Origin of the sequence: Methylobacterium sp. Leaf108, assembly GCF_001423265.1 — a bacterium.
Taxonomy (GTDB): domain Bacteria; phylum Pseudomonadota; class Alphaproteobacteria; order Rhizobiales; family Beijerinckiaceae; genus Methylobacterium.
The window spans coordinates 131,634-149,633 of the sequence record NZ_LMND01000035.1 but is presented as its reverse complement, the minus strand read 5'-3'; the positions used below and the strand labels follow the sequence as shown (position 1 = coordinate 149,633).

Below are 18,000 nucleotides of genomic sequence, written 5' to 3'. Positions count from 1 at the left end.
GGCTATTCCACGGTCACCGATTTCGCCAGGTTGCGCGGCTGGTCCACGTCCTTCCCCATGAAGACGGCCGTGTGATAGGCGATGAGCTGGATCGGCACCGCGTAGACGATCGGCGCGACCACGGGGTCGAGGTCGGGCATCGTCACGGTCGCCATGGTCTCCAGGCCGGCCTCTGAGGCGCCCTTGGCGTCGCCGATGAGGATGATGCGCCCGCCGCGTGCGGCGACCTCCTGCATGTTCGAGACGGTCTTCTCGAACACCGCGTCGTGGGGGGCGATGACGATCACCGGCACGCTCTCGTCGATCAGCGCGATCGGGCCGTGCTTGAGCTCGCCCGCCGCATACCCTTCCGCGTGGATGTAGCTGATTTCCTTGAGCTTCAGCGCGCCCTCCAGCGCCATCGGATAGCTGGTGCCGCGCCCGAGGTAGAGCACGTCGCGGGCCTTGGCGACCTCGCGGGCGAGCGGCTCGATCTCGACCTCCAGCTTGACCGCCTCCGCCATCAGGCCGGGCACCGTGATCAGCGCGTCCACGAGGCTTCGCTCACGCTCGGGGCTGAGGGTGCCGCGCGCGCGGCCGGCCGCGATGGCGAGGCACAGGAGCACGGTGAGCTGGCAGGAGAACGCCTTGGTCGAGGCCACCCCGATCTCGGGGCCCGCCAGCGTCGGCACCACGGCGCTGGCCTCGCGGGCGATGGTGGAGGTCGGCACGTTCACCACGGCCAGCGTGTGCTGCCCTTGCGCCTTGGCGTAGCGCAGGGAGGCCAGCGTGTCGGCGGTCTCGCCGGACTGCGAGATGACGAGGGTGAGCCCGTCCTTGTCCAGCGGCGGCTCGCGGTAGCGGGCCTCCGAGGCGACGTCGATCTCCACCGGCAGCCGCGCCAGGCTCTCGAACCAGTATTTCGCGACCAGCCCCGCGTAATAGGCCGTGCCACACGCGGTGATCGACAGGCGCGAAAGATCCTTGAAATCGAACGGCAGCGCCTCGGGCAGGGCGACCCGGCCGTTGGCGAGGTCGACGTAATGGGCCAGCGTGCGGCCCACCACCTCGGGCTGCTCGTGGATCTCCTTGGCCATGAAGTGGCGGTGGTTGCCCTTCTCGACCCGGAACGCCTGGGCGACGATGCGCTGGCGGGGCCGGGCGACGGGAGCGCCCGACGCATCGTGGATCTCGGCGCCGCTGCGCGAGAGGACGGCCCAGTCGCCCTCCTCCAGGTAGGTGATCTCCTCCGTGAACGGCGCCAGCGCCAGGGCGTCGGAGCCGAGGTAGGTCTCGCCCGCCCCGTAGCCGATGGCGAGCGGCGCGCCGTGGCGGGCGCCGATGAGGAGGTCCTCGAAGCCCGCGAAGATGAAGCCGAGCGCGAAGGCGCCGCGCAGCTGCGGCAGCGCCGCGGCCACCGCCTCCACGGGTGCCAGGCCCTTGTCCATCTCGTGGCTCACGAGCTGGGCCACCACCTCGGTGTCGGTCTCGCTCTCGAAGCGGACGCCGCGGTCCTGCAGCATCCCCTTCAGCTCGCGGAAGTTCTCGATGATGCCGTTATGGACCACCGCCAGCCGCGCCGTGGCATGCGGATGGGCGTTGGTCTCGTTGGGGCGGCCGTGGGTGGCCCAGCGGGTGTGGCCGATGCCGATGGCGCCGGCGAGCGGCGATTCCGCGAGCCGCGCCTGCAGGTTGGCGAGCTTCCCCTGCGCCCGGCGCCGTTCGAGCCGGCCGTGCTCCAGGGTCGCGACCCCGGCGGAATCGTACCCCCGGTATTCGAGCCGCCGCAGGGCCTCGACCAACTGGTCCGCCACCGCGTCCCGACCGACGATACCGACGATTCCGCACATGATCCGTTGTCTCTCGTCAAAACCGTTCGTGGTCGTGCTTGTATCGGAACCGGTCGATGCGTGGCCAGCACATCGATCGTGCGGTGTGCCGATCGGCCGATTGTTGAACGGGCCTGTGAGGAAAGGCCTACAGGTCTCCCCGCCGTCAGGGCTTTTCGTGCGTCTTGGTTTCCGGTTTGCGCACCAGCCCCTTGGTCGCGCGCCAGAGCCTGGCCCCCTCCGGGCGGTTGACCTGGCGGGCGCGGGCTACCGCGAGCCCGTCGGCGGGCACGTCCGCGGTCACCACCGACCCGGCCCCGACGATGGCCCCCGCCCCCACCGCGACCGGGGCGACCAGGGCGCTGTTGGAGCCGACGAAGGCCCCCGCCCCGATCGATGTGCGGTGCTTGTTCACCCCGTCGTAGTTGCAGGTGATGGTGCCCGCGCCGACGTTGGCGCCCGCCCCCACCGTCGAATCGCCGAGGTAGGTCAGGTGGTTGGCCTTGGCGCCGGCCCCGAGGCGGGTGTTCTTCAGTTCCACGAAGTTGCCGACCCGCGAGCCCGTCTCCAGCACCGCGCCGGGGCGCAGCCGGGCGTAGGGCCCGATGGTCACGCCCGGTTCCAGGCTCGCCCCTTCGAGGTGCGAGAAGGCATGGATGACGCAGCCGTCCCCCACCGTGACGCGCGGCCCGAACACCACATGAGGCTCCACCAGAACGTCCTGGCCCAACACCGTGTCGACGCTCAGGAAAACCGTCTCCGGCGCCACCAGCGTCGCCCCGCCGATCTGGGCGGCGCGGCGCAGGCGCGACTGGATCTCGGCCTCCGCCACGGCGAGCTGGACGCGGTCGTTGACCCCCTGCGCCTCCGCCTCCTCCACTCGCACCACGGCGACGGACAGGCCCTCGGCCACCGCCAGGGCGACGGCGTCGGTGAGATAGTATTCGCCCGCGGCGTTGGCGTTGCCGATCCGGTCCAGGATGGCCAGCGCGTGGCGCCCGGACAGGGCCATCAGCCCGGCGTTGCACAGGCCGACGCGGCGCTCCTCGTCCGTGGCGTCCTTGTCCTCGCGGATCGCGGTGACGCTGCCATCCTGCGTGAGGACACGGCCGTAACCCGTTGGCCTGTCGGTGTCGAAGGCGAGGACGGCGATGGCCGCACCCTCGGCCAGCGGCGCGCGCAGGCGCGTCAGGGTCGCGGCGGTGACGAGCGGGGTGTCGCCGAAGGCGACCACGACGTCGTCGGCATCCTCGGCCAGGGTGTCGCGGGCGGCCAGCACCGCGTGCGCGGTGCCCAGGCGCTCGGCCTGGGGATGGACCCGCGCCCCGGGGGCGATGGCGGCGACCTCGGCCTCCACCGCCGCCTGACCCGGCTCGGCCACCACCGCGATACGCCCGGCACCCGCCTCCCGGGCGGCGGTGAGGACGTGCCCGAGCATGGTCCGGCCGGCGACGGCATGCAGGACCTTGGGCAGCGCCGACCGCATCCGCGTGCCCTTGCCGGCGGCCAGGACGATCGCCGTGAGAGTCCGTCCGGCCGATCCGTGTCGTGTGGTCATCCTGCCTTCGCCTCGCGGTTCGTCGCGCCGGTGCACGCTTGCCCGGACAACAGGTCGACGACCGGCCGGGCGGCCCCCGTGGAATCGCGCCGACGGTCCAATCAGGCGGTCTAATCAGGTTCGTGCGGCCAAGCCAACTTTGACGCGGCCAAGCCAACTTTGACGCGGGCAAACCGACGCCGCACGGGCGAACCGGCGCCTCCGCCGATGGCCCGAAAGTCGCTTGGCCTTCCGGGCCGGTCGGCACGAGTCCTTAACGCCCCGTTCAGGCCCCGGCATGGTAGGGAGGCCATCGACCGCCCGTGCGAACGACCCCCGTGTTCGCCGCTTCGAACGAACCGACATGAAGGCCGCATGACCCTGCCGACCCGGTCCACCCCCTTCCGATCCCCCTCGCTCCCCCCGGACTCCGGCTCGACCCGCAGGGACGTTCTGCGCCAGGGGGGCGTGGCGATGGCCGCCCTCGCCCTGGCGCCGGCCGCGGCCGCGGCGCAGGAGGCCGCCTCCGCCCTGCCCGCCGCCGGCACGCCGTTCTCGCCCGGCCTCGTTACCGATCTCGCCCGGGCGCTCGCCGCCAAGCCCTACCAGCGCCCGGCGGCAGACCTGCCCGAGTCCCTGTCCGGCCTGAGTCGCGACCAGTACGCCGCCATCCGCACGGTCCCCGGCAGCGCGATCTTTGCCGGCGACGACCTCGGCTTCACCGTCGAACCGCTGCACCGCGGCTCGGTCTACGGCGACCGCGTGACGCTCACCCTCGTCGCGGACGGCGTCCAGCGGCCGGTGCCCTACGATCCGGCGCGCTTTGCCGAGGGCGGGCCGGCGCTGCCCGCCTTCAAGGACGACCCGGGCTATTCCGGCATCCGTATCCGGTCTCGGTTCGGCGGCGGGGATCTGGCCGATTTCGCCCTGTTCCAAGGGGCCTCCTTCTTCCGCCTCGTCGCCTCGGGCCAACGCTTCGGCGCCACCGCCCGCGCCTTGACCCTGCGCCCGGCCGATCCGCGCGGCGAGGAGTTCCCGCAGTTCCGCGCCCTCTGGATCGAGCGTCCGGCCGCTCCTGACGCGATCGTGATCCACGCCCTCGTCGAATCCGAATCGGCCACCGCCGCCCTGCGGATCGACTGCCGGCCCGGCCCGGCCTCCACCGCCGAGGTCTCGGGCACCCTGTTCGCCCGCGCCGCCCTCGACCACCTCGGGCTGGCCAGCATGACGACGCGCTACCTGTTCGGGCCGAGCGAGCGGCGCGGCGCCGAGGACATCCGCGCCGCCGTCCACGGCTCGGAGGGCCTGCGCATCCGCACCGGCGCCAACGAGGCGATCTGGCGGCCGCTGCGCAACCCAGAGACCCTGCAGATCTCGTCCTTCCTCGACGAGAGCCCGAAGGGCTTCGGCCTGATGCAGCGCTCGCGCGACTACGCCACCTACCAGGACGACATCAACGGCTGGGAGCGCCGCCCCTCGCTCTGGGCCGAGCCGCGCGAGCCCTGGGGGGCGGGCGCGGTCAGCCTGCTGGAGATCCCGAGCGATTCCGACGCCAACGAGAACGTGCTGGCCTATTGGCGCCCCAAGGAAGGGCTGGCGGCCGGGGCCGAGCGGGCCCTGGCCTACCGCCTGACCTGGGGATGGGACGCGCCCGAGCGGCTGCGGCTGGCCCCCGTCACCGCCACCCGCAGCGGCCGCGGCTCGGCCGAGGGCCGGCGCCGGTTCGCGGTGGATTTCAGCGGCGACGACTTCACCGGCGGCGCGGAACTCCAGACCGAGCTCACGGCTTCCCCCGGCACGATCGTGACGCGCACGCTCTACCGCTATCCCGAGCGGCGGACGGTGCGGGTGGCGTTCGAGCTCGATCCGGCCGGTGCGAAGGCCTGCGAATTGCGGCTCCTCCTGCGGCGCGACGACAGGCCCGTGACCGAAACATGGCTGTACCGTTGGACACCCTGACCCCCCCGCATTCCGACGCCGACCGGCATCCCGCCCCGCCCCCGGAGGCGGGTCCGGCCAGGCCGACCGAGGCGACATCCGCCGTCCCGCCGGAGGCCCATCACGCGATGCCGCCGGAAGCACCGCTGGCGATGCCGGTGCAGGACCTCGGCGCCTGGGACCCGCGCTCCGGCCATCGCCCGGCCCGGCCCGAACGCCGCCCCTGGCTGGCGCGCGCCTTCGTGTTTGGAGGCGCGGCACTGCTGACCGCCTACGGCGCCCTGCAGATGTACGAAGTGGTCTCGGTCTCAGGCGGCACCACGGCGCTGCAGTACGTGCTGCTCGTCCTCTTCACCCTCAACTTCTCCTGGATCGCGCTGGCCTTCACGGGCGCGATCCTCGGGTTCGTCGTGCTGTTGCGCGCACCGCGCCACAAACCCCTGGCCGGGGCGCTCGCCACACGCACCGCGGTGGTGATGCCGGTCTACAACGAGGCCACCGCCCGCACCTTCGCGGGCATCGAGGCGATGCGGGCCGAGGTCGAGGCCACCGGCCACGGCGCCGCCTTCGACTGGTTCGTGCTGTCGGATTCGACCCAGGGCGACGCCTGGATCGCCGAGGAGCGCGCTTTCCTGGCTCTGCGCGAGCGCCTCGGACCCGAGGCGCGCCTGTACTACCGCCACCGGGCCAAGAACCATCATCGCAAGGCCGGCAACATCGGCGACTTCGTGAGCCGCTGGGGCGCCTCCTACGACCACATGCTGGTGCTCGATGCCGACAGCCTGATGAGCGGCCCCTGCATCGTGGCGCTCGCCTCCGCCATGGAGGCGGACCCGGACGCCGGCATCGTCCAGTCGCTGCCGCTCATCATCAACCGCAACACCCTGTTCGCCCGCGTGCAGCAGTTCGCCGCCCGGATCTACGGGCCGGTGATCGCCACCGGCCTCTCGGCCTGGTCTGGGTCGGACGGCAACTACTGGGGCCACAACGCCATCATCCGCACCCGCGCCTTCGCGCAGGCCTGCGGCCTGCCCGACCTGCCCGGCAAGCCGCCGTTCGGCGGCCACGTCCTGTCCCACGACTTCGTCGAGGCGGCGCTGATCCGGCGCGCCGGCTGGAGCGTGACGATGCTGCCGACCCTGCCGGGCTCCTACGAGGAGAGCCCGCCTTCTCTCATCGACGTGGCTGTGCGAGACCGGCGCTGGGCGCAGGGCAACCTCCAGCACTCGGGCATCATCGGCGCTGCCGGCCTGCGGGCGGCCTCGCGCCAGCATTTCGCCACCGGCATCGCCGGCTACGTCGCCTCCCCGCTCTGGCTCGCCCAGCTCGTGGTCGGCATCGCGCTGGTGCTGCAGACGGCCACGATCCAGCCCGATTATTTCTCCGGCGATTCCGGCCTGTTCCCGAACTGGCCGCGGTTCGACCCGGTGCGCGCGCTCCAGCTCTTCGGCCTGACCATGGGCATCCTGCTGGCGCCCAAGCTCCTCGGCCTCCTCCTCGCCCTGTTCGACGGGCCGGTGCGCCGGGCCAGCGGCGGCGCGCTCCGGCTGGTGCTCTCGAGCCTGATCGAGACCCTGCTGTCGGCGCTCATCGCGCCCATCGCGATGCTGATCCAGTCGGGCTCGGTCTTCCAGATCCTGGCGGGCCGCGACACCGGCTGGAACCCGCAGCGGCGCGACGACGGCTCGATCCCGTTCTCGGACATCGTGCGCCGCCACCGCTGGCACATGGCGCTGGGCCTGGTGACGGGGGTCGCGGCCTTCGCCATCGCCACCTCGCTGTTCCTGTGGATGTCGCCGACCATCCTCGGCCTGGTGCTGGCCATCCCGATCTCCTGGGCGAGCGGGCAACTCGCCTGGGGGCTCGGCCTCAAGCGCCTCGGGCTCCTGATGACCCCGGAGGAGCGCGATCCCCCCGCCGTGGCCACCGCCGCCGGCAGCCTCGCCCGGCGTAACGCCGCCATGGGCCTCGACGACGCCCCCGCGCTCGCCGCCATCCACGCCGACGCGCACCTGGCGGCCGCCCATGCCCTGATGCTGCCCCCGGCCAGCCCGCGTTCCCGTGGCGCCATCGATCCGGACCGGACGTTGGCGGCGGCCAAGCTCGCCGAGGCCCGGACCCTGGACGAGGCGACGGCCTGGCTGTCGCCGAAGGAGCGCCTGGCGGTCCTCCACGACCGCCCGCTCCTCGATCGCCTGAAGAGCCTGTCCTGAGCGCTCGTCCCGCCGCCGGGAAATACCGATTTCCGTCCCGGCGGTTTGGGCGTAGAGACGCGATGTCCGGGCGGCCTGCGCTCCGGAAGGGTGGCCGAGTGGTTTAAGGCAGCGGTCTTGAAAACCGCCGTGGGGGCAACTCCACCGTGGGTTCGAATCCCACCCCTTCCGCCAAATGTACCTGTAAGTTCTTGATTTAGTTAATAAAATTTGACCGTCTCTTACATGGCCCCAATGGTGGCCCCAATAACGATCACGAACATAAGCGGACATCGACGGGCTTCCACGGTCGAACCCTGCATCTCGTCTCGCATCCTCCGCAAGTCGCTAAAGCTCAGGCTTTTCCCGGCAATCAATCTCGACGGCGTCCCGGTCTGAGGGGCAGCGGAGGCTGATCACCTTCGGCTGGACGCACCAGAAACTCGGCCACGTCGACCCGTAGGGCAACAGCAAGGCGATCTAATACGTCGATCGTGGGATTGAAGCTGCGCCGCTCAATCCCACTCACGTAGCCGCGGTCCACGCCAGCATCGACGGCAAGCGCTTCCTGAGAAAGCCCCCGTTCAACCCGCAATCGTCGCAGATGCCACGCCACGCGGGCTCGTCCGTCCATGGTTCGGACGCGACCAGCTTGCCCAGGCTGAAACCATCGAATATGTTCGACACAATTGCCGTGAGACGCTGACTTGAGACGGTTATCCCCGTCACGCCATCAGTGCGGTGTATGGGGACTTCATTTCGATGCGGGTGCGCATCCATCGCGGCGCGCACGAGATCGGCGGCAGTTGCGTCGAGCTGGAGCACGAAGGTTCCCGCCTTCTACTGGACTTCGGCCTACCACTGGACGGGGACCCTGAGGACACGAGCCGCCACCCGGTGATCGATGGTCTAACCGGCGGCGCAGATCTGCTCGCTCTCGTACTCAGCCACGGCCACCGCGACCACATCGGCCTCAGTCACCTCGCCGGGCCGGACCTGCCGGTGGCGCTCGGCGCTGCCACCCTTCGTATTCTGCAGGCGGCATTCGCCTTCGTCCCCGATTGCCACGTGCCCACCAACACCATCACGTTTACAGACCGCCAGCCGCTCACCTTCATACCGTTCACGGTTACCCCCATCCTCGTCGACCACTCGGCCTACGATGCCTACGCCCTGCTGGTGGAGGCAGGCGGACAGCGCCTGCTGTACTCGGGCGACCTACGCGGGCACGGGCGCAAGGGCGCGCTGTTCGAGCGACTGCTGCGCGAGCCGCCGCAAGACATCGACACCCTGCTGATGGAAGGCTCAAGCCTCGGCCGGCTCGACGACAACCGCACCTTCCCGACCGAGGTAGAGATCGAGGACCGCTTCGTCGACTTGTTCGAGGACACCGTGGGACTCGCCCTGGTCGCGGCCTCGGCCCAGAACATCGATCGCGTGGTCTCACTCTACCGTGCCTGCAAGCGTGCCGGCCGGACCCTCGTCATCGACCTCTACGCCGCCGAGGTCCTGGCTGCGACCGGCAATCCGCGCATCCCACAATCCGACTGGCCGAACGTCGCCGTCTTCGTGCCCCACCACCAGCGCGTCCGCATCAAGAGGACCAACCGGTTCGACCTAATCGAACGGCACGGCAGGAACCGCATCTACGCGGAGGACCTCGCCACCCTGGCACCGCGGGCCGCCCTTCTGTTCCGCCACTCGCTGCTGCCCGACCTCGACCGGGCCGGGTGCCTCACCGACGCACGCGCGATCTGGTCACAGTGGGACGGCTACCTGCGCCAGCCGCGAGGGCAGGCACTCGCGGCTGACCTAGCCGCCCGTGCCATCCCACTCACTCACGCCCACACCTCGGGGCACGCAAGCATCCCGGACCTCAGACGCCTCGTCGAGGCGATCGGCCCGCGCCGGCTCGTACCCATTCACACCTTCGCACCCGAGCAGTTCCCGGCGCTGTTCGGACCAAGCGTGCGCATCGAACAGGACGGGACTTGGTGGGAGTGTGCAGCGTGAATAATCCAGTTTCCGTTTTCCGGGCCCTGAGCCCCAGCTTCATCGACGCCCTGGAGGCCTTGGCGGAACGGGCAGGTTGGTGGCAGGACGTGCTCGCTCACCCCGACCTGATCCTGGCGGTGCGGCGCGAGGCAGTGAACGTCTACCACCGCGGCGCCTCGATCTTCCGCGTCACCTTCCCGAACGGCACGGTCACGGCGGAGACGCACGCCAAGTATCTCCTGCGCCAGCGCCAAACGACGGTTCGGCTCGACCCGGCAGGGGGCTTCGGGATCGACCCGGCCAGCGCCGTATGGACGGACTATGCCGGTCCCGCGACCTTGGCCGAGATGCTTCGGGCCGCTTCCGCACTGGCAGGCCTGGAGAAGACTGGCCTGCACCGGCTGCTGCGCAACGCCACCAACGTGATCGATGTCGAGATTGCGCTGACGGGTTCCACACCCGGCAACACCACCACGGGGAACGACGAGCACAACAACGAGGGTGTCGAGGCCGACGCGGCGCTACTAGACGGCACGGCAGTCGCGTCCCCAACCCAGAGGCAGGACCGGCTCGACGTGGCGAGCCTGGAGGAGAGGGGCAACCCAGACGAGGCGTGGCTGGTGTTCCACGAGGCTAAGATCGCCGCGAATCCAGAACTGCGCGCCGCGCCGGACAACGTGCCAGCGATCGTCGAGCAGGTGGCGCGCTACACAGAGACCCTGACCCGGGAAGCCGATCGGCTCGTCGCCGGCTACCAGGCGCTGTGCCAAGACCTCACTCGGCTCGACGCCCTGCGCCAGCGGGTGCAGGGAACCACAGGCGTATCGGAGGCCGATCTCTGGCGGCGCGATCCGTTGGCAGCAGAAGTCGCCAAGGGAAAGCGGTGTTTGCGGGTCGACCCGCGCCCACGGCTCGTCGTGTTCGGCTTCGACGCCAACCAGCGCAATGGCATCCTCGGCGGGCACCTCAACCGACTGCAGGCAGAGCCGTTCAGTCTCGCAGTCCGGGCCATCGGCAACCCGGGCGCGGGCACCAGCAACGCCTTCCGGCGACCGTAGCTAATCGTCTCGACACGCTCGCAGATTGTGGATGCGACCGCCAGCCGCACCCACAATCTGCGCTCAGCTGTAAATTCCGAGGGGGGTCTACGTGAATCCCTAGTCCCGGCTCGTTCGAGCCCCGACGGGACTTCGTCATCATGTCGCTGCCCACTCCCGCCCTCACCCGCGGCACCTTCCACGCCGCCCTCTTGGCTCTGCTGTGCTTCTCCGAGCAGGCCCAATCTGAACCGCGTCTCGAAGGCCGCTTCCAGGGCCGCGGCGAAGGGCTCCTCACCCTGCGCGTCGCCGACGTTTCGACCGAACCGAACCGGCCCGAGTATTACGTCACCACCGACACCGCCGTGCCGAACGAGTGCACCGGCAGCGTGGGTGGACTGGCCACCCTGATCAATCCCGGCACCCTGCGACTGCGCCAGAAGGGTGAGGGCAGCGAGCAGACCTGCGAGGTGACGCTGCGCTTCAGCCCCGATCGCAGCCGCGTGACGATGTCGGCGCAGAACTGCAGCGACTACCACGGAATGTCCTGCGATTTCGCCGGAGCGCTCAAGCGCCGCTGATCCGGACTAGGGCCGAGCGCGACCACAGCCGCGTTCGTCCACTGCCGCGACTGGCCGCCCCCCGGTCCACCCTCTCTCCTGCCTCCGAAACGGAGCCGCCCCATGCGCACCCTGCTGCCGCGTGCAACCCTGACGCTTGCCCTGCTCCTTGCCGCCCCGGCGGCCCACGCCAATCCGCCGGTCGACGAGACAAAGGCGGGGTTGTGCCTCGACCTCAAGGTCGACGGCCAGGTTTGTCGCTGCAACCACGACTTCCGGCTCGTCGACGACGGCCAGGGCGAGATCACACTCGTCACCGGCTACGACGAGGCCAAGGCCGGCGTGAAGACGGTGGTGGCGTTCGCGACCGCCCAGGCACCCGACATGGAGAACGCCTACGGCTACGCCCTGCGCCTGACCTCGGTGACGCTGATGCCGGTGGGGAACCCCGACAGCCAACGGCATTGGCCGGCCACCGGCCTGTGCTTCATGGTCAAGCCGAACCCGGTGCGGGCGGGGACAACGCCGATCAAGCAGGACATCGTCATCCTGTGCACGGCCCACCTCACCGACACGGCCGCTCGTGTTCGCCGCTTCGACTGGAAGTTCGTGTTTTGACGATGCCCCACGAGCACTTTCAGCACCATGATTGGAGCGGCCCCATGCACAGACCAACGACACGAAAGCTCGCGGCCCTCCTCGCCTGCCTAAGCCTGACACCTGCCCCGACCAACGCGGCCGAGCTGATCCCCGGGCGCTGCCACATGAGCACCTGCAACTGGTTCAGCGTCGAGGAGAAAGATCTGGCCGGCACCGCGAAGATGGGGGCGTTGTTCAAGGTCGTGCTCGAGGGCTGGCAGTCCCACCACCCGGACAGCAACTACGCCCGCAAGACACAGCGGCAGGGCGGGCAAGCGAGAACCAGCTACGTCTTCTGCTCCAAGTCGAAGCCGGCACTTATCGATCGCGATGCACAGGGTCGCTGGGCCGCGGAGTACCTGCCGATCAACGCCGCGTTCGGACCGCCGGGCGTGCTGGAGACGGCGGCGACGATCTACTTCGCCGTCTGCCATGCGATCGGCGCAGGCAGCCAAGAGGACACCACCGACCTTGCCCGCCGGTTCGGCTACCCGGAGCAGGAGGAGAAAGGACCGGCGGAGACGCCGATCACACGGCCCGAGGACATCCTGAGGCCATGAGTACCACCCGCCGATCAGAGAGACATTCCATGCACTTCGAGGCTGAACGCAGACCGGAATGCCCGGAGAAAAAGGCGGCGACCGTACCGTCGGTCGGCATCTTCTGGGGCGTGCCGGAAGACGACAGAACCGTGCTCGTCACTCACCGCACACCCTTGGCGGAAGCGGAAAGCTACGGCGACTGCCTCACCCATCCCCACGGGCACAACGAAGTCTGGGAGGGATGGCGGCGGCTCGGAGCCACGGCTCTGCGCCGCCAGGGCCTGCCCGCCGCAATCGCTGCGCATGAGTACGAGGTCTTCCCGCGCGGGCGTGTCGTCTACATGCGGCCGGCCGTGTTGTTCACCCTCTACGCCGACCGGCGGCTTCAACGGCCCGACACGGTCGCCGAACTCGTCCGGCGATTTGGCCTGACTGAACAGCGCCACGTCGTGCGATCCGACGTGCACTACCGCAGCTGAGCCCAAGGCAGAGGAGCGCCCTCAAGGGAGCATCATCGCAGAATTCATGGCGAACGTCCTTCCGACAGACCGACCCCCTCCTACTATTTGGTCAGCGAGAACAAAGGTGACAAGCTCCCGACGGGATGACTGTCAACCGTCTCGCCCACATCCAAGAAAGCTACCCGAAACAGCCCAGGCCAAGTGTTTGAAAGTTGAGCGGTCCGCGTATCCATCTTCTGCCGGGATAGCGGCATCACGGACACCCGCGAGCTGTCGCTCAGCCCCGACGGGGACAGACTTACCTGCGGCAACTAAATAAGCTGGCACAAGGGGAATATAGAAACCGCTTTACGCCACAAGCCGACAGCAGATCATCGCCAAAATCCGAACGTTCAGCTTCACGCCAAAATCAAACGTCGGCAAAGTCATGGCGCTTCCTCTAATGCAGCCATTAGATGTTTGCTATCAATTGCTAATTCGCTCGACAAATCGCTACCTATCCAAAGCGACACGCAGCCGTCGCGCACGCTCCTTGAAGGCAATCTCGCCGCCTTCAAGAATACCGCACACAGCTGTGCGGATACCCAGTTCTTCGAGTCCGCCAGAGTTGTAGGTAATAGGCGGAAGATGACCACGCTTATGCGGTCCAGCTTTAGCAACTATGATCTGATCGGCGTCTGTATTTATCACAAGATTGGCGTTGTGAGTCACCATAATTACTTGACGCATATTCTTCGCTGTCATGAAAAGCTGAACCAACTCGTCGTAAATGCTTTTCGGATCAAGATTTTCTTCTGGTTGATCGATAATTAGCGGCCGCGTGTCGGTGTCGTCTAGAGCAAGGTACAGCAGCAGGAGAACGATACCGCGGGTCCCCGGCGACAAGTGCCGGATGTCGATGCCGTCATAATCGATGCTGTAGGTCAGTGTGATGTGCGAGGTCCCGTACAGCCATTTAGCGAACTGCTTGGCCCAGTGCCGGAAATTCGCCGCGTCGGCACGTGGGACGTTGGCTAGATCTAGCAGGGTCCGCTGATGTTGAGATAGGAAATCGGAGATCGCCCCGAACACGGCCTGCTCGTCGCCTTCTTCCCAAGCTGATCGCAGGGCTTTCTCGGCATACTCTCGGAGTGTGCCACGACCCTTGAAGTCTCCTCCCCTTAGATCGAAAAGTTTCTCGCCCTTAGCGGCCCAGCTATCAAGGTCAACGTTACGGTTCACGGAAAACGAGAGCTTTGCAACCGTTTTCGAGGCGGCTGAGAGACGCTCGGTCAGTGGGGCGTACAGCCCCCGGAGCGTCTCCTGTTCTTGAACGATTGACTTGAAAATCTCTCGATAGGTCTCGTTCCTGGTGTTTCGCAGTTCGCCGGCGCGGGTACTCGCCTGCAGAGCGTCCGTGATCCTGTCGTTGAGCTGGTTCAGAGCAGCTCGCTCCTCGTCAACTTTCTTTGAAACCGCCGCGTACCGCGCCGCAGTGGTCGAGTCCGTGTTGATCTGCGCTTGGATACGGCCGATCTCGGCGTCAAGGATTGCCAAACTTTCCCGCGAGAGGTCAGCGTTAGGCGCGATCAAGGCCGTCCGTAGGTCGACGACGGAGACGGCCTTACCCCGCCAACTATCCGAACTTTTCTGAGCGGCTGATGCCCGGTTGGTTAGTGTAGAATCAACATCGCCGGCGTACTCAAGCAGGAATGCAGACCAGTCGGTCTCTTCCAGAGCAGCAGCACGATGTCTCGCCTTGGATTGAGCCAGCGCCGTCAGAGCGCCAACGTTCTGAAAATGCCTGACCTCGTCCTGCAGAATTGCAACGGCACTCTTCCGAGCGTTCCACGCCCTGATCTGTCCTCGCGCGTAGTCGGCCGCTGCAGTCAGTTCGGCAAGACGCTGCACCCGATCCTCGCTGCCTGTTGTGACCAGTTTCTTGCGGTCAGCCTCCAAGGACTCGATTATTATCGCGCGCCGTTTGGCATGCCCCTGCAAGTCAGTAAGCTGCCGCTGCTTCTCCAGCTCGGTGTTAATCTCTTCGGATATATTGGCAACGGCATCCTCTGCGCGCCTCCGCGCCTGTGCAAACCGGGCCGTCGCTTCGTCTCGCATATCGTCGAAATTGATGGCGCCGTCTCGATCCACAAGCGAATGGGATGCGAAAATGACGCGTTCGATTTCTCCAACCAGCTCGTCCGTCATGCCGTCAGACGAACAAAGCTCCTCGACGAATTGCTGGGAGAGGTATCGCGCGCGGGGGAAATCGCTTGATGATGCTACCCAGGTTCCGTCAATCGGACGCTCAACAATGTCGTCGTCATCCCACTCGATCCGGACCGCAGCCCCTCCCAGTAGATTAGACCGCGCTCCGGTTCGGACATTGCGGTTCTGAGCGCGCGCCATGAAAGAGGCCGGGCTCAAGCGGTTTGGAAGCGCGTCGCAACCGGCAGCGATCATGTCAGCCAGCGCGGTCTTCCCAGACCCTCGCGCGCCGATGATTGTCACAAGTCCAGGGTTGAGTTCGATCACCGAAGTCTGCGCCCAATCTGTGTTCAGGATCTCAACCCGCCTGATGACTTCCGACCCTACACTGCCAACCGGCGCGGCCGATCCGACATAGGTGCGCCCCGCGGGATCGATGCAGGCCTGCCGCAAGGCATCAAACCGGACATCGCCCTTGATCCAGGAGTAGCGGTCCGCGTCAGGTAGGCCGACGGTTGCCAGAGCATGTGCATCGCAGCCGTGGAGACAGGGCTTCAGGCCGCGGTAACGCTGCTTCAGCTCGCCCTCACTCGCGGTCTTTCGGGCGAGCCAGAAGTCACGCTGGGCGCCGCTGCTAGCGAAGATGACATCGGCGAAGTGCTCCATCTCCTCGCGCAACGTCTGGTCGGCAGCGTTCCGCATGCCTGAAGTCCCGTCGGTCTCGGTCCCAGAAACCGCGATGAGGACATTCGTGTTCGCCCAATCGCTCTTCCCGTACGCGGTACGGAGCTGACTGAACTCAACCTTGAACTGTAGGGCGCCGTGCGACAGCGCAGCAAGCTCGGACACTTTTGATGGATCAGCAGCGCGGCCCAACCTTATTAGCTCGTCGCGCCGGCATCGATAGGTGTCACCGTGTGCCTCGAAGGTAAGCTGCTCTAAGAAACGCTTGGCCGAGGCAACGTGATCTGCGCCATCCGGCGAGATCAGCAAGTGTAGGTTGATGAACCGGCCCTTCACGGTCTGAAGGCCCAGTCGAAGCTCAACGTTTGGGAATATCAGAGCGCAGCGGGAGAGCTCGGCGCGCCGTGCGCAGATCTCTTCATAGGTGTCCAGGACGTAGTAGTCGGTAACGCCGATTGCATGGATCTCTGGCGACGCTTCGTTCAACAGGCGCACGTATTCCGAGGCGCGGTTCTCGCCCCGGAATTGGTCGTTCATGATGGTGCCGGGTGCGTGAATGTGGGGGTCCCATCGGTGCCAACGGGATCCAGAATTGAGCGTAGCGAGCAAGGGGACTTTCCGAACGTGTGCCGACAGGACGGCTCACCAATGTGCCGCATCTCATTTTCGGCGCAACTGGAGATCAAGGCAACCGGAGATTGGAATTTATGAATAAGCGAGAGGGATTTTGAGGCGTCGAGCCAAAAGCCCCTTCCTTCATTCTGAATTACGGAAGCGGTCGGTCCACTTCCGGCCAACTACCGCTGTTCGACCGAGCGTATAGAGGTGCCCGAAAGCGGACGATCCTAGCTTCTGCAAAGGGCCAACTTCGGAAATGGCTCAACCACGTAGGAATGAAAAGACACACCAGCGCATCCCTGCGAAGGCCCGCAAGGCAATCGCATGTCTCTCGGCTTTCTGAACCGCTAAATCTTCAGATAAAAAACACCCCCGGCGAGCAGGAAGAAGACGTACACACCACGACCGCCAGATGACGATGGCCACGATGCCTACGACCACCACCAACGCGTTGCACCACACGACGCCGACCACCACACTGACAGCCGGCTGGCATACCTCGCCGTTCCAAGTGCCCGGACAGGCATACGCTCAGACCCAATCCAGCCCGTGTTCATCCTGCCGGCCGACCCGGGAACCCTGACCTGACCGCAGCACCGCGGTCGCCGTCAGGACACCAACCACCATGGTCAACTACCTTCCTGTCCCCGCAGGGACCGGCGACGCTGTCCCCACACACCTTCATGACCTCATCGACCCAGGCGATCTGGGCCCGATCGAGCGCGTACCGCTCATCCCCGAGGCCGCCCGGCGCCACCACCACGTCTTCGTGCGCGCCGACCACCGGTTCAAGGCCGCCGCCCGGTTCCTCCAGGCCCTCTGGCGTGAGGACCGCGACCTGCCCATCGGCTACCACACCGATTCTTCGGGCAAGCGCCGCCGTCGCCTCGGCTCCCGCATCGGCACCGCGGCAGGCGAGCAGGGCACCAACTTCATCCACCCGGGCATCGTCCCGGTCGTGGCCCGGGCCCTGGCCTACCGTGAACCAGGCGCCGTTTATGACCTGGACCGCCTCGAGACCAACCTGCTTTCGTCGCAGCCCCTGACCTTCAACCTGTTCGGCCTGCTCGCCCGCGACCTCGTCCTGGCCACCCGCTTCATGGGGGAGTTCATCCCAGGGCTAATGAAGGAGGTCACGGACCTCGCCTTCGAGCACAGCCCGGGCCGCGGCGATGCCCGCTTCACCCAGGATGGCACCGCCTTCGACGTCGCCGTGCGTGGGCGCAGTGAGACAGGCGAGCGGCTCTTCGTCGGTATCGAAGTAAAGTACAGCGAGAGCAGCTTCGAGACGGTGCCGCGCTTCAGCCCCCGTTACGCCGCCATCGCCCCGACCACAAACCTCTTCGTGGACCCCGCCGCCGCCACGTTGCACGCCAACCCCTGCCAGCAGCTGTTCCGCCAGCACTGCCTCGCCGCCACCATCCTCGACCAGGGCTTTGCCGACCGAGCCGTGCTGGTACTCATTGCCCCCCAGCACAACACACTCACCGCGACTGCGGCCACCACCTACACCCGCCACCTTCGTGACCCGGCGAGTGGACCGATCCCATTCATCCCCCGCACGCTGGAGCAGGCGATCACGGCACTCGCGGCAACGGGCCTCACGGACCACGCCCGCGCACTGCACCGCCGCTACACCGACTGGTGGCTGGTCGATGGCGAACTGCAGCTCGATGCCGCCCCGAACGAGACCAACCTGTTCGTGCATCCCCGGAACGCCAACCGGAAACGATCCCGTCCCGAAGCACAACCGCACCGCAAGGCCGCCTGACAACCTCCGGGCGCCGCGGCCCGCACCATTA

General features: G+C 67.1%; 14 protein-coding genes and 1 tRNA gene. 10 read left to right on the top strand and 5 right to left on the bottom strand.

What is annotated here, in order from left to right:
* Nucleotides 1-2: 2 nt before the first annotated feature.
* The gene (gene glmS, locus ASF39_RS19465; RefSeq protein ID WP_055883213.1) at nucleotides 3-1,829 is read right to left on the bottom strand and encodes a glutamine--fructose-6-phosphate transaminase (isomerizing); all 1,827 of its coding nucleotides are present in this window, start codon (nucleotides 1,827-1,829) and stop codon (nucleotides 3-5) included.
* A gap of 145 nt (nucleotides 1,830-1,974) precedes the next feature.
* Entirely contained in the window at nucleotides 1,975-3,366 is a 1,392-nt protein-coding gene (glmU, locus tag ASF39_RS19460; protein WP_056286915.1) for a bifunctional UDP-N-acetylglucosamine diphosphorylase/glucosamine-1-phosphate N-acetyltransferase GlmU, read from the bottom strand.
* 354 nt (nucleotides 3,367-3,720) lie between these two features.
* On the opposite strand from glmU, the gene ASF39_RS19455 reads away from it, so the two are divergent.
* The 3 genes from ASF39_RS19455 (at nucleotide 3,721) to ASF39_RS19445 (ending at nucleotide 7,670) form a co-directional block, all read left to right on the top strand.
* The gene (locus ASF39_RS19455; RefSeq protein WP_056286912.1) at nucleotides 3,721-5,304 is read left to right on the top strand and encodes a glucan biosynthesis protein D; all 1,584 of its coding nucleotides are present in this window, start codon (nucleotides 3,721-3,723) and stop codon (nucleotides 5,302-5,304) included.
* Nucleotides 5,280-7,496, top strand: a complete 2,217-nt coding sequence (mdoH, locus tag ASF39_RS19450) for a glucans biosynthesis glucosyltransferase MdoH (RefSeq protein WP_082494696.1) — start codon at nucleotides 5,280-5,282, stop codon at nucleotides 7,494-7,496. The genes ASF39_RS19455 and mdoH overlap by 25 nt, the downstream gene beginning before the upstream one ends.
* Nucleotides 7,497-7,580: 84 nt before the next feature.
* Nucleotides 7,581-7,670 (top strand) — tRNA-Ser (locus ASF39_RS19445).
* Nucleotides 7,671-7,848: 178 nt separating this feature from the next.
* Here the strand turns inward: ASF39_RS19445 and ASF39_RS20860 are convergent.
* On the bottom strand, nucleotides 7,849-8,109 hold the full coding sequence (locus ASF39_RS20860) for a helix-turn-helix transcriptional regulator (protein ID WP_082494695.1): 261 nt from the start codon (nucleotides 8,107-8,109) through the stop codon (nucleotides 7,849-7,851).
* A complete protein-coding gene (locus ASF39_RS21695; RefSeq protein WP_162240609.1) occupies nucleotides 8,001-8,300 on the bottom strand; it encodes a hypothetical protein in 300 nt (99 codons plus the stop codon). Before ASF39_RS21695 ends, ASF39_RS20860 begins: the two co-directional genes overlap by 109 nt.
* Here ASF39_RS21695 and ASF39_RS19440 point away from each other — a divergent pair.
* The 6 genes from ASF39_RS19440 to ASF39_RS19415 all read left to right on the top strand — a co-directional run bounded on the left by ASF39_RS19440 (nucleotide 8,238) and on the right by ASF39_RS19415 (nucleotide 12,727).
* Nucleotides 8,238-9,488, top strand: a complete 1,251-nt coding sequence (locus ASF39_RS19440) for an MBL fold metallo-hydrolase (protein WP_056286909.1) — start codon at nucleotides 8,238-8,240, stop codon at nucleotides 9,486-9,488. The two genes, ASF39_RS21695 and ASF39_RS19440, sit on opposite strands and share 63 nt — an antisense overlap.
* Nucleotides 9,485-10,528, top strand: a complete 1,044-nt coding sequence (locus ASF39_RS19435) for a hypothetical protein (protein WP_244472481.1) — start codon at nucleotides 9,485-9,487, stop codon at nucleotides 10,526-10,528. The genes ASF39_RS19440 and ASF39_RS19435 overlap by 4 nt, the downstream gene beginning before the upstream one ends.
* Nucleotides 10,529-10,668: 140 nt before the next feature.
* Nucleotides 10,669-11,088 (top strand): hypothetical protein, encoded by a 420-nt coding sequence (locus ASF39_RS19430; protein ID WP_055886523.1) that lies wholly within the window; start codon nucleotides 10,669-10,671, stop codon nucleotides 11,086-11,088.
* Between the two features lie 102 nt (nucleotides 11,089-11,190).
* Complete coding sequence (locus ASF39_RS19425) at nucleotides 11,191-11,685, top strand: hypothetical protein (protein ID WP_056286906.1); 495 nt, start codon at nucleotides 11,191-11,193, stop codon at nucleotides 11,683-11,685.
* Nucleotides 11,686-11,729: 44 nt separating this feature from the next.
* Nucleotides 11,730-12,266: a hypothetical protein gene (locus tag ASF39_RS19420; protein ID WP_156387726.1), complete on the top strand. Its 537-nt coding sequence runs from the start codon at nucleotides 11,730-11,732 to the stop codon at nucleotides 12,264-12,266.
* Between the two features lie 29 nt (nucleotides 12,267-12,295).
* A complete protein-coding gene (locus ASF39_RS19415) occupies nucleotides 12,296-12,727 on the top strand; it encodes a hypothetical protein (RefSeq protein WP_055886531.1) in 432 nt (143 codons plus the stop codon).
* A gap of 474 nt (nucleotides 12,728-13,201) precedes the next feature.
* Here the strand turns inward: ASF39_RS19415 and ASF39_RS19410 are convergent, their stop codons facing one another.
* Nucleotides 13,202-16,189, bottom strand: coding sequence for a TrlF family AAA-like ATPase (locus ASF39_RS19410; RefSeq protein WP_055883007.1), 2,988 nt, complete (start codon nucleotides 16,187-16,189; stop codon nucleotides 13,202-13,204).
* Nucleotides 16,190-16,823: 634 nt separating this feature from the next.
* On the opposite strand from ASF39_RS19410, the gene ASF39_RS19405 reads away from it, so the two are divergent.
* Nucleotides 16,824-17,969 (top strand): hypothetical protein, encoded by a 1,146-nt coding sequence (locus tag ASF39_RS19405; RefSeq protein ID WP_055883003.1) that lies wholly within the window; start codon nucleotides 16,824-16,826, stop codon nucleotides 17,967-17,969.
* Nucleotides 17,970-18,000: the final 31 nt, after the last annotated feature.

Coding starts and splice junctions, on each gene's coding strand:
- ASF39_RS19405 (WP_055883003.1), top strand. CDS start 16,824: ATGGTCAACTACCTTCCTGTCCCCGCAGGGACCGGCGACGCTGTCCCC.
- ASF39_RS19415 (WP_055886531.1), top strand. CDS start 12,296: ATGCACTTCGAGGCTGAACGCAGACCGGAATGCCCGGAGAAAAAGGCG.
- ASF39_RS20860 (WP_082494695.1), bottom strand. CDS start 8,109: ATGGACGGACGAGCCCGCGTGGCGTGGCATCTGCGACGATTGCGGGTT.
- glmS (WP_055883213.1), bottom strand. CDS start 1,829: ATGTGCGGAATCGTCGGTATCGTCGGTCGGGACGCGGTGGCGGACCAG.
- ASF39_RS19440 (WP_056286909.1), top strand. CDS start 8,238: ATGCGGGTGCGCATCCATCGCGGCGCGCACGAGATCGGCGGCAGTTGC.
- ASF39_RS19420 (WP_156387726.1), top strand. CDS start 11,730: ATGCACAGACCAACGACACGAAAGCTCGCGGCCCTCCTCGCCTGCCTA.
- glmU (WP_056286915.1), bottom strand. CDS start 3,366: ATGACCACACGACACGGATCGGCCGGACGGACTCTCACGGCGATCGTC.
- ASF39_RS19430 (WP_055886523.1), top strand. CDS start 10,669: ATGTCGCTGCCCACTCCCGCCCTCACCCGCGGCACCTTCCACGCCGCC.
- mdoH (WP_082494696.1), top strand. CDS start 5,280: ATGGCTGTACCGTTGGACACCCTGACCCCCCCGCATTCCGACGCCGAC.
- ASF39_RS19425 (WP_056286906.1), top strand. CDS start 11,191: ATGCGCACCCTGCTGCCGCGTGCAACCCTGACGCTTGCCCTGCTCCTT.
- ASF39_RS19455 (WP_056286912.1), top strand. CDS start 3,721: ATGACCCTGCCGACCCGGTCCACCCCCTTCCGATCCCCCTCGCTCCCC.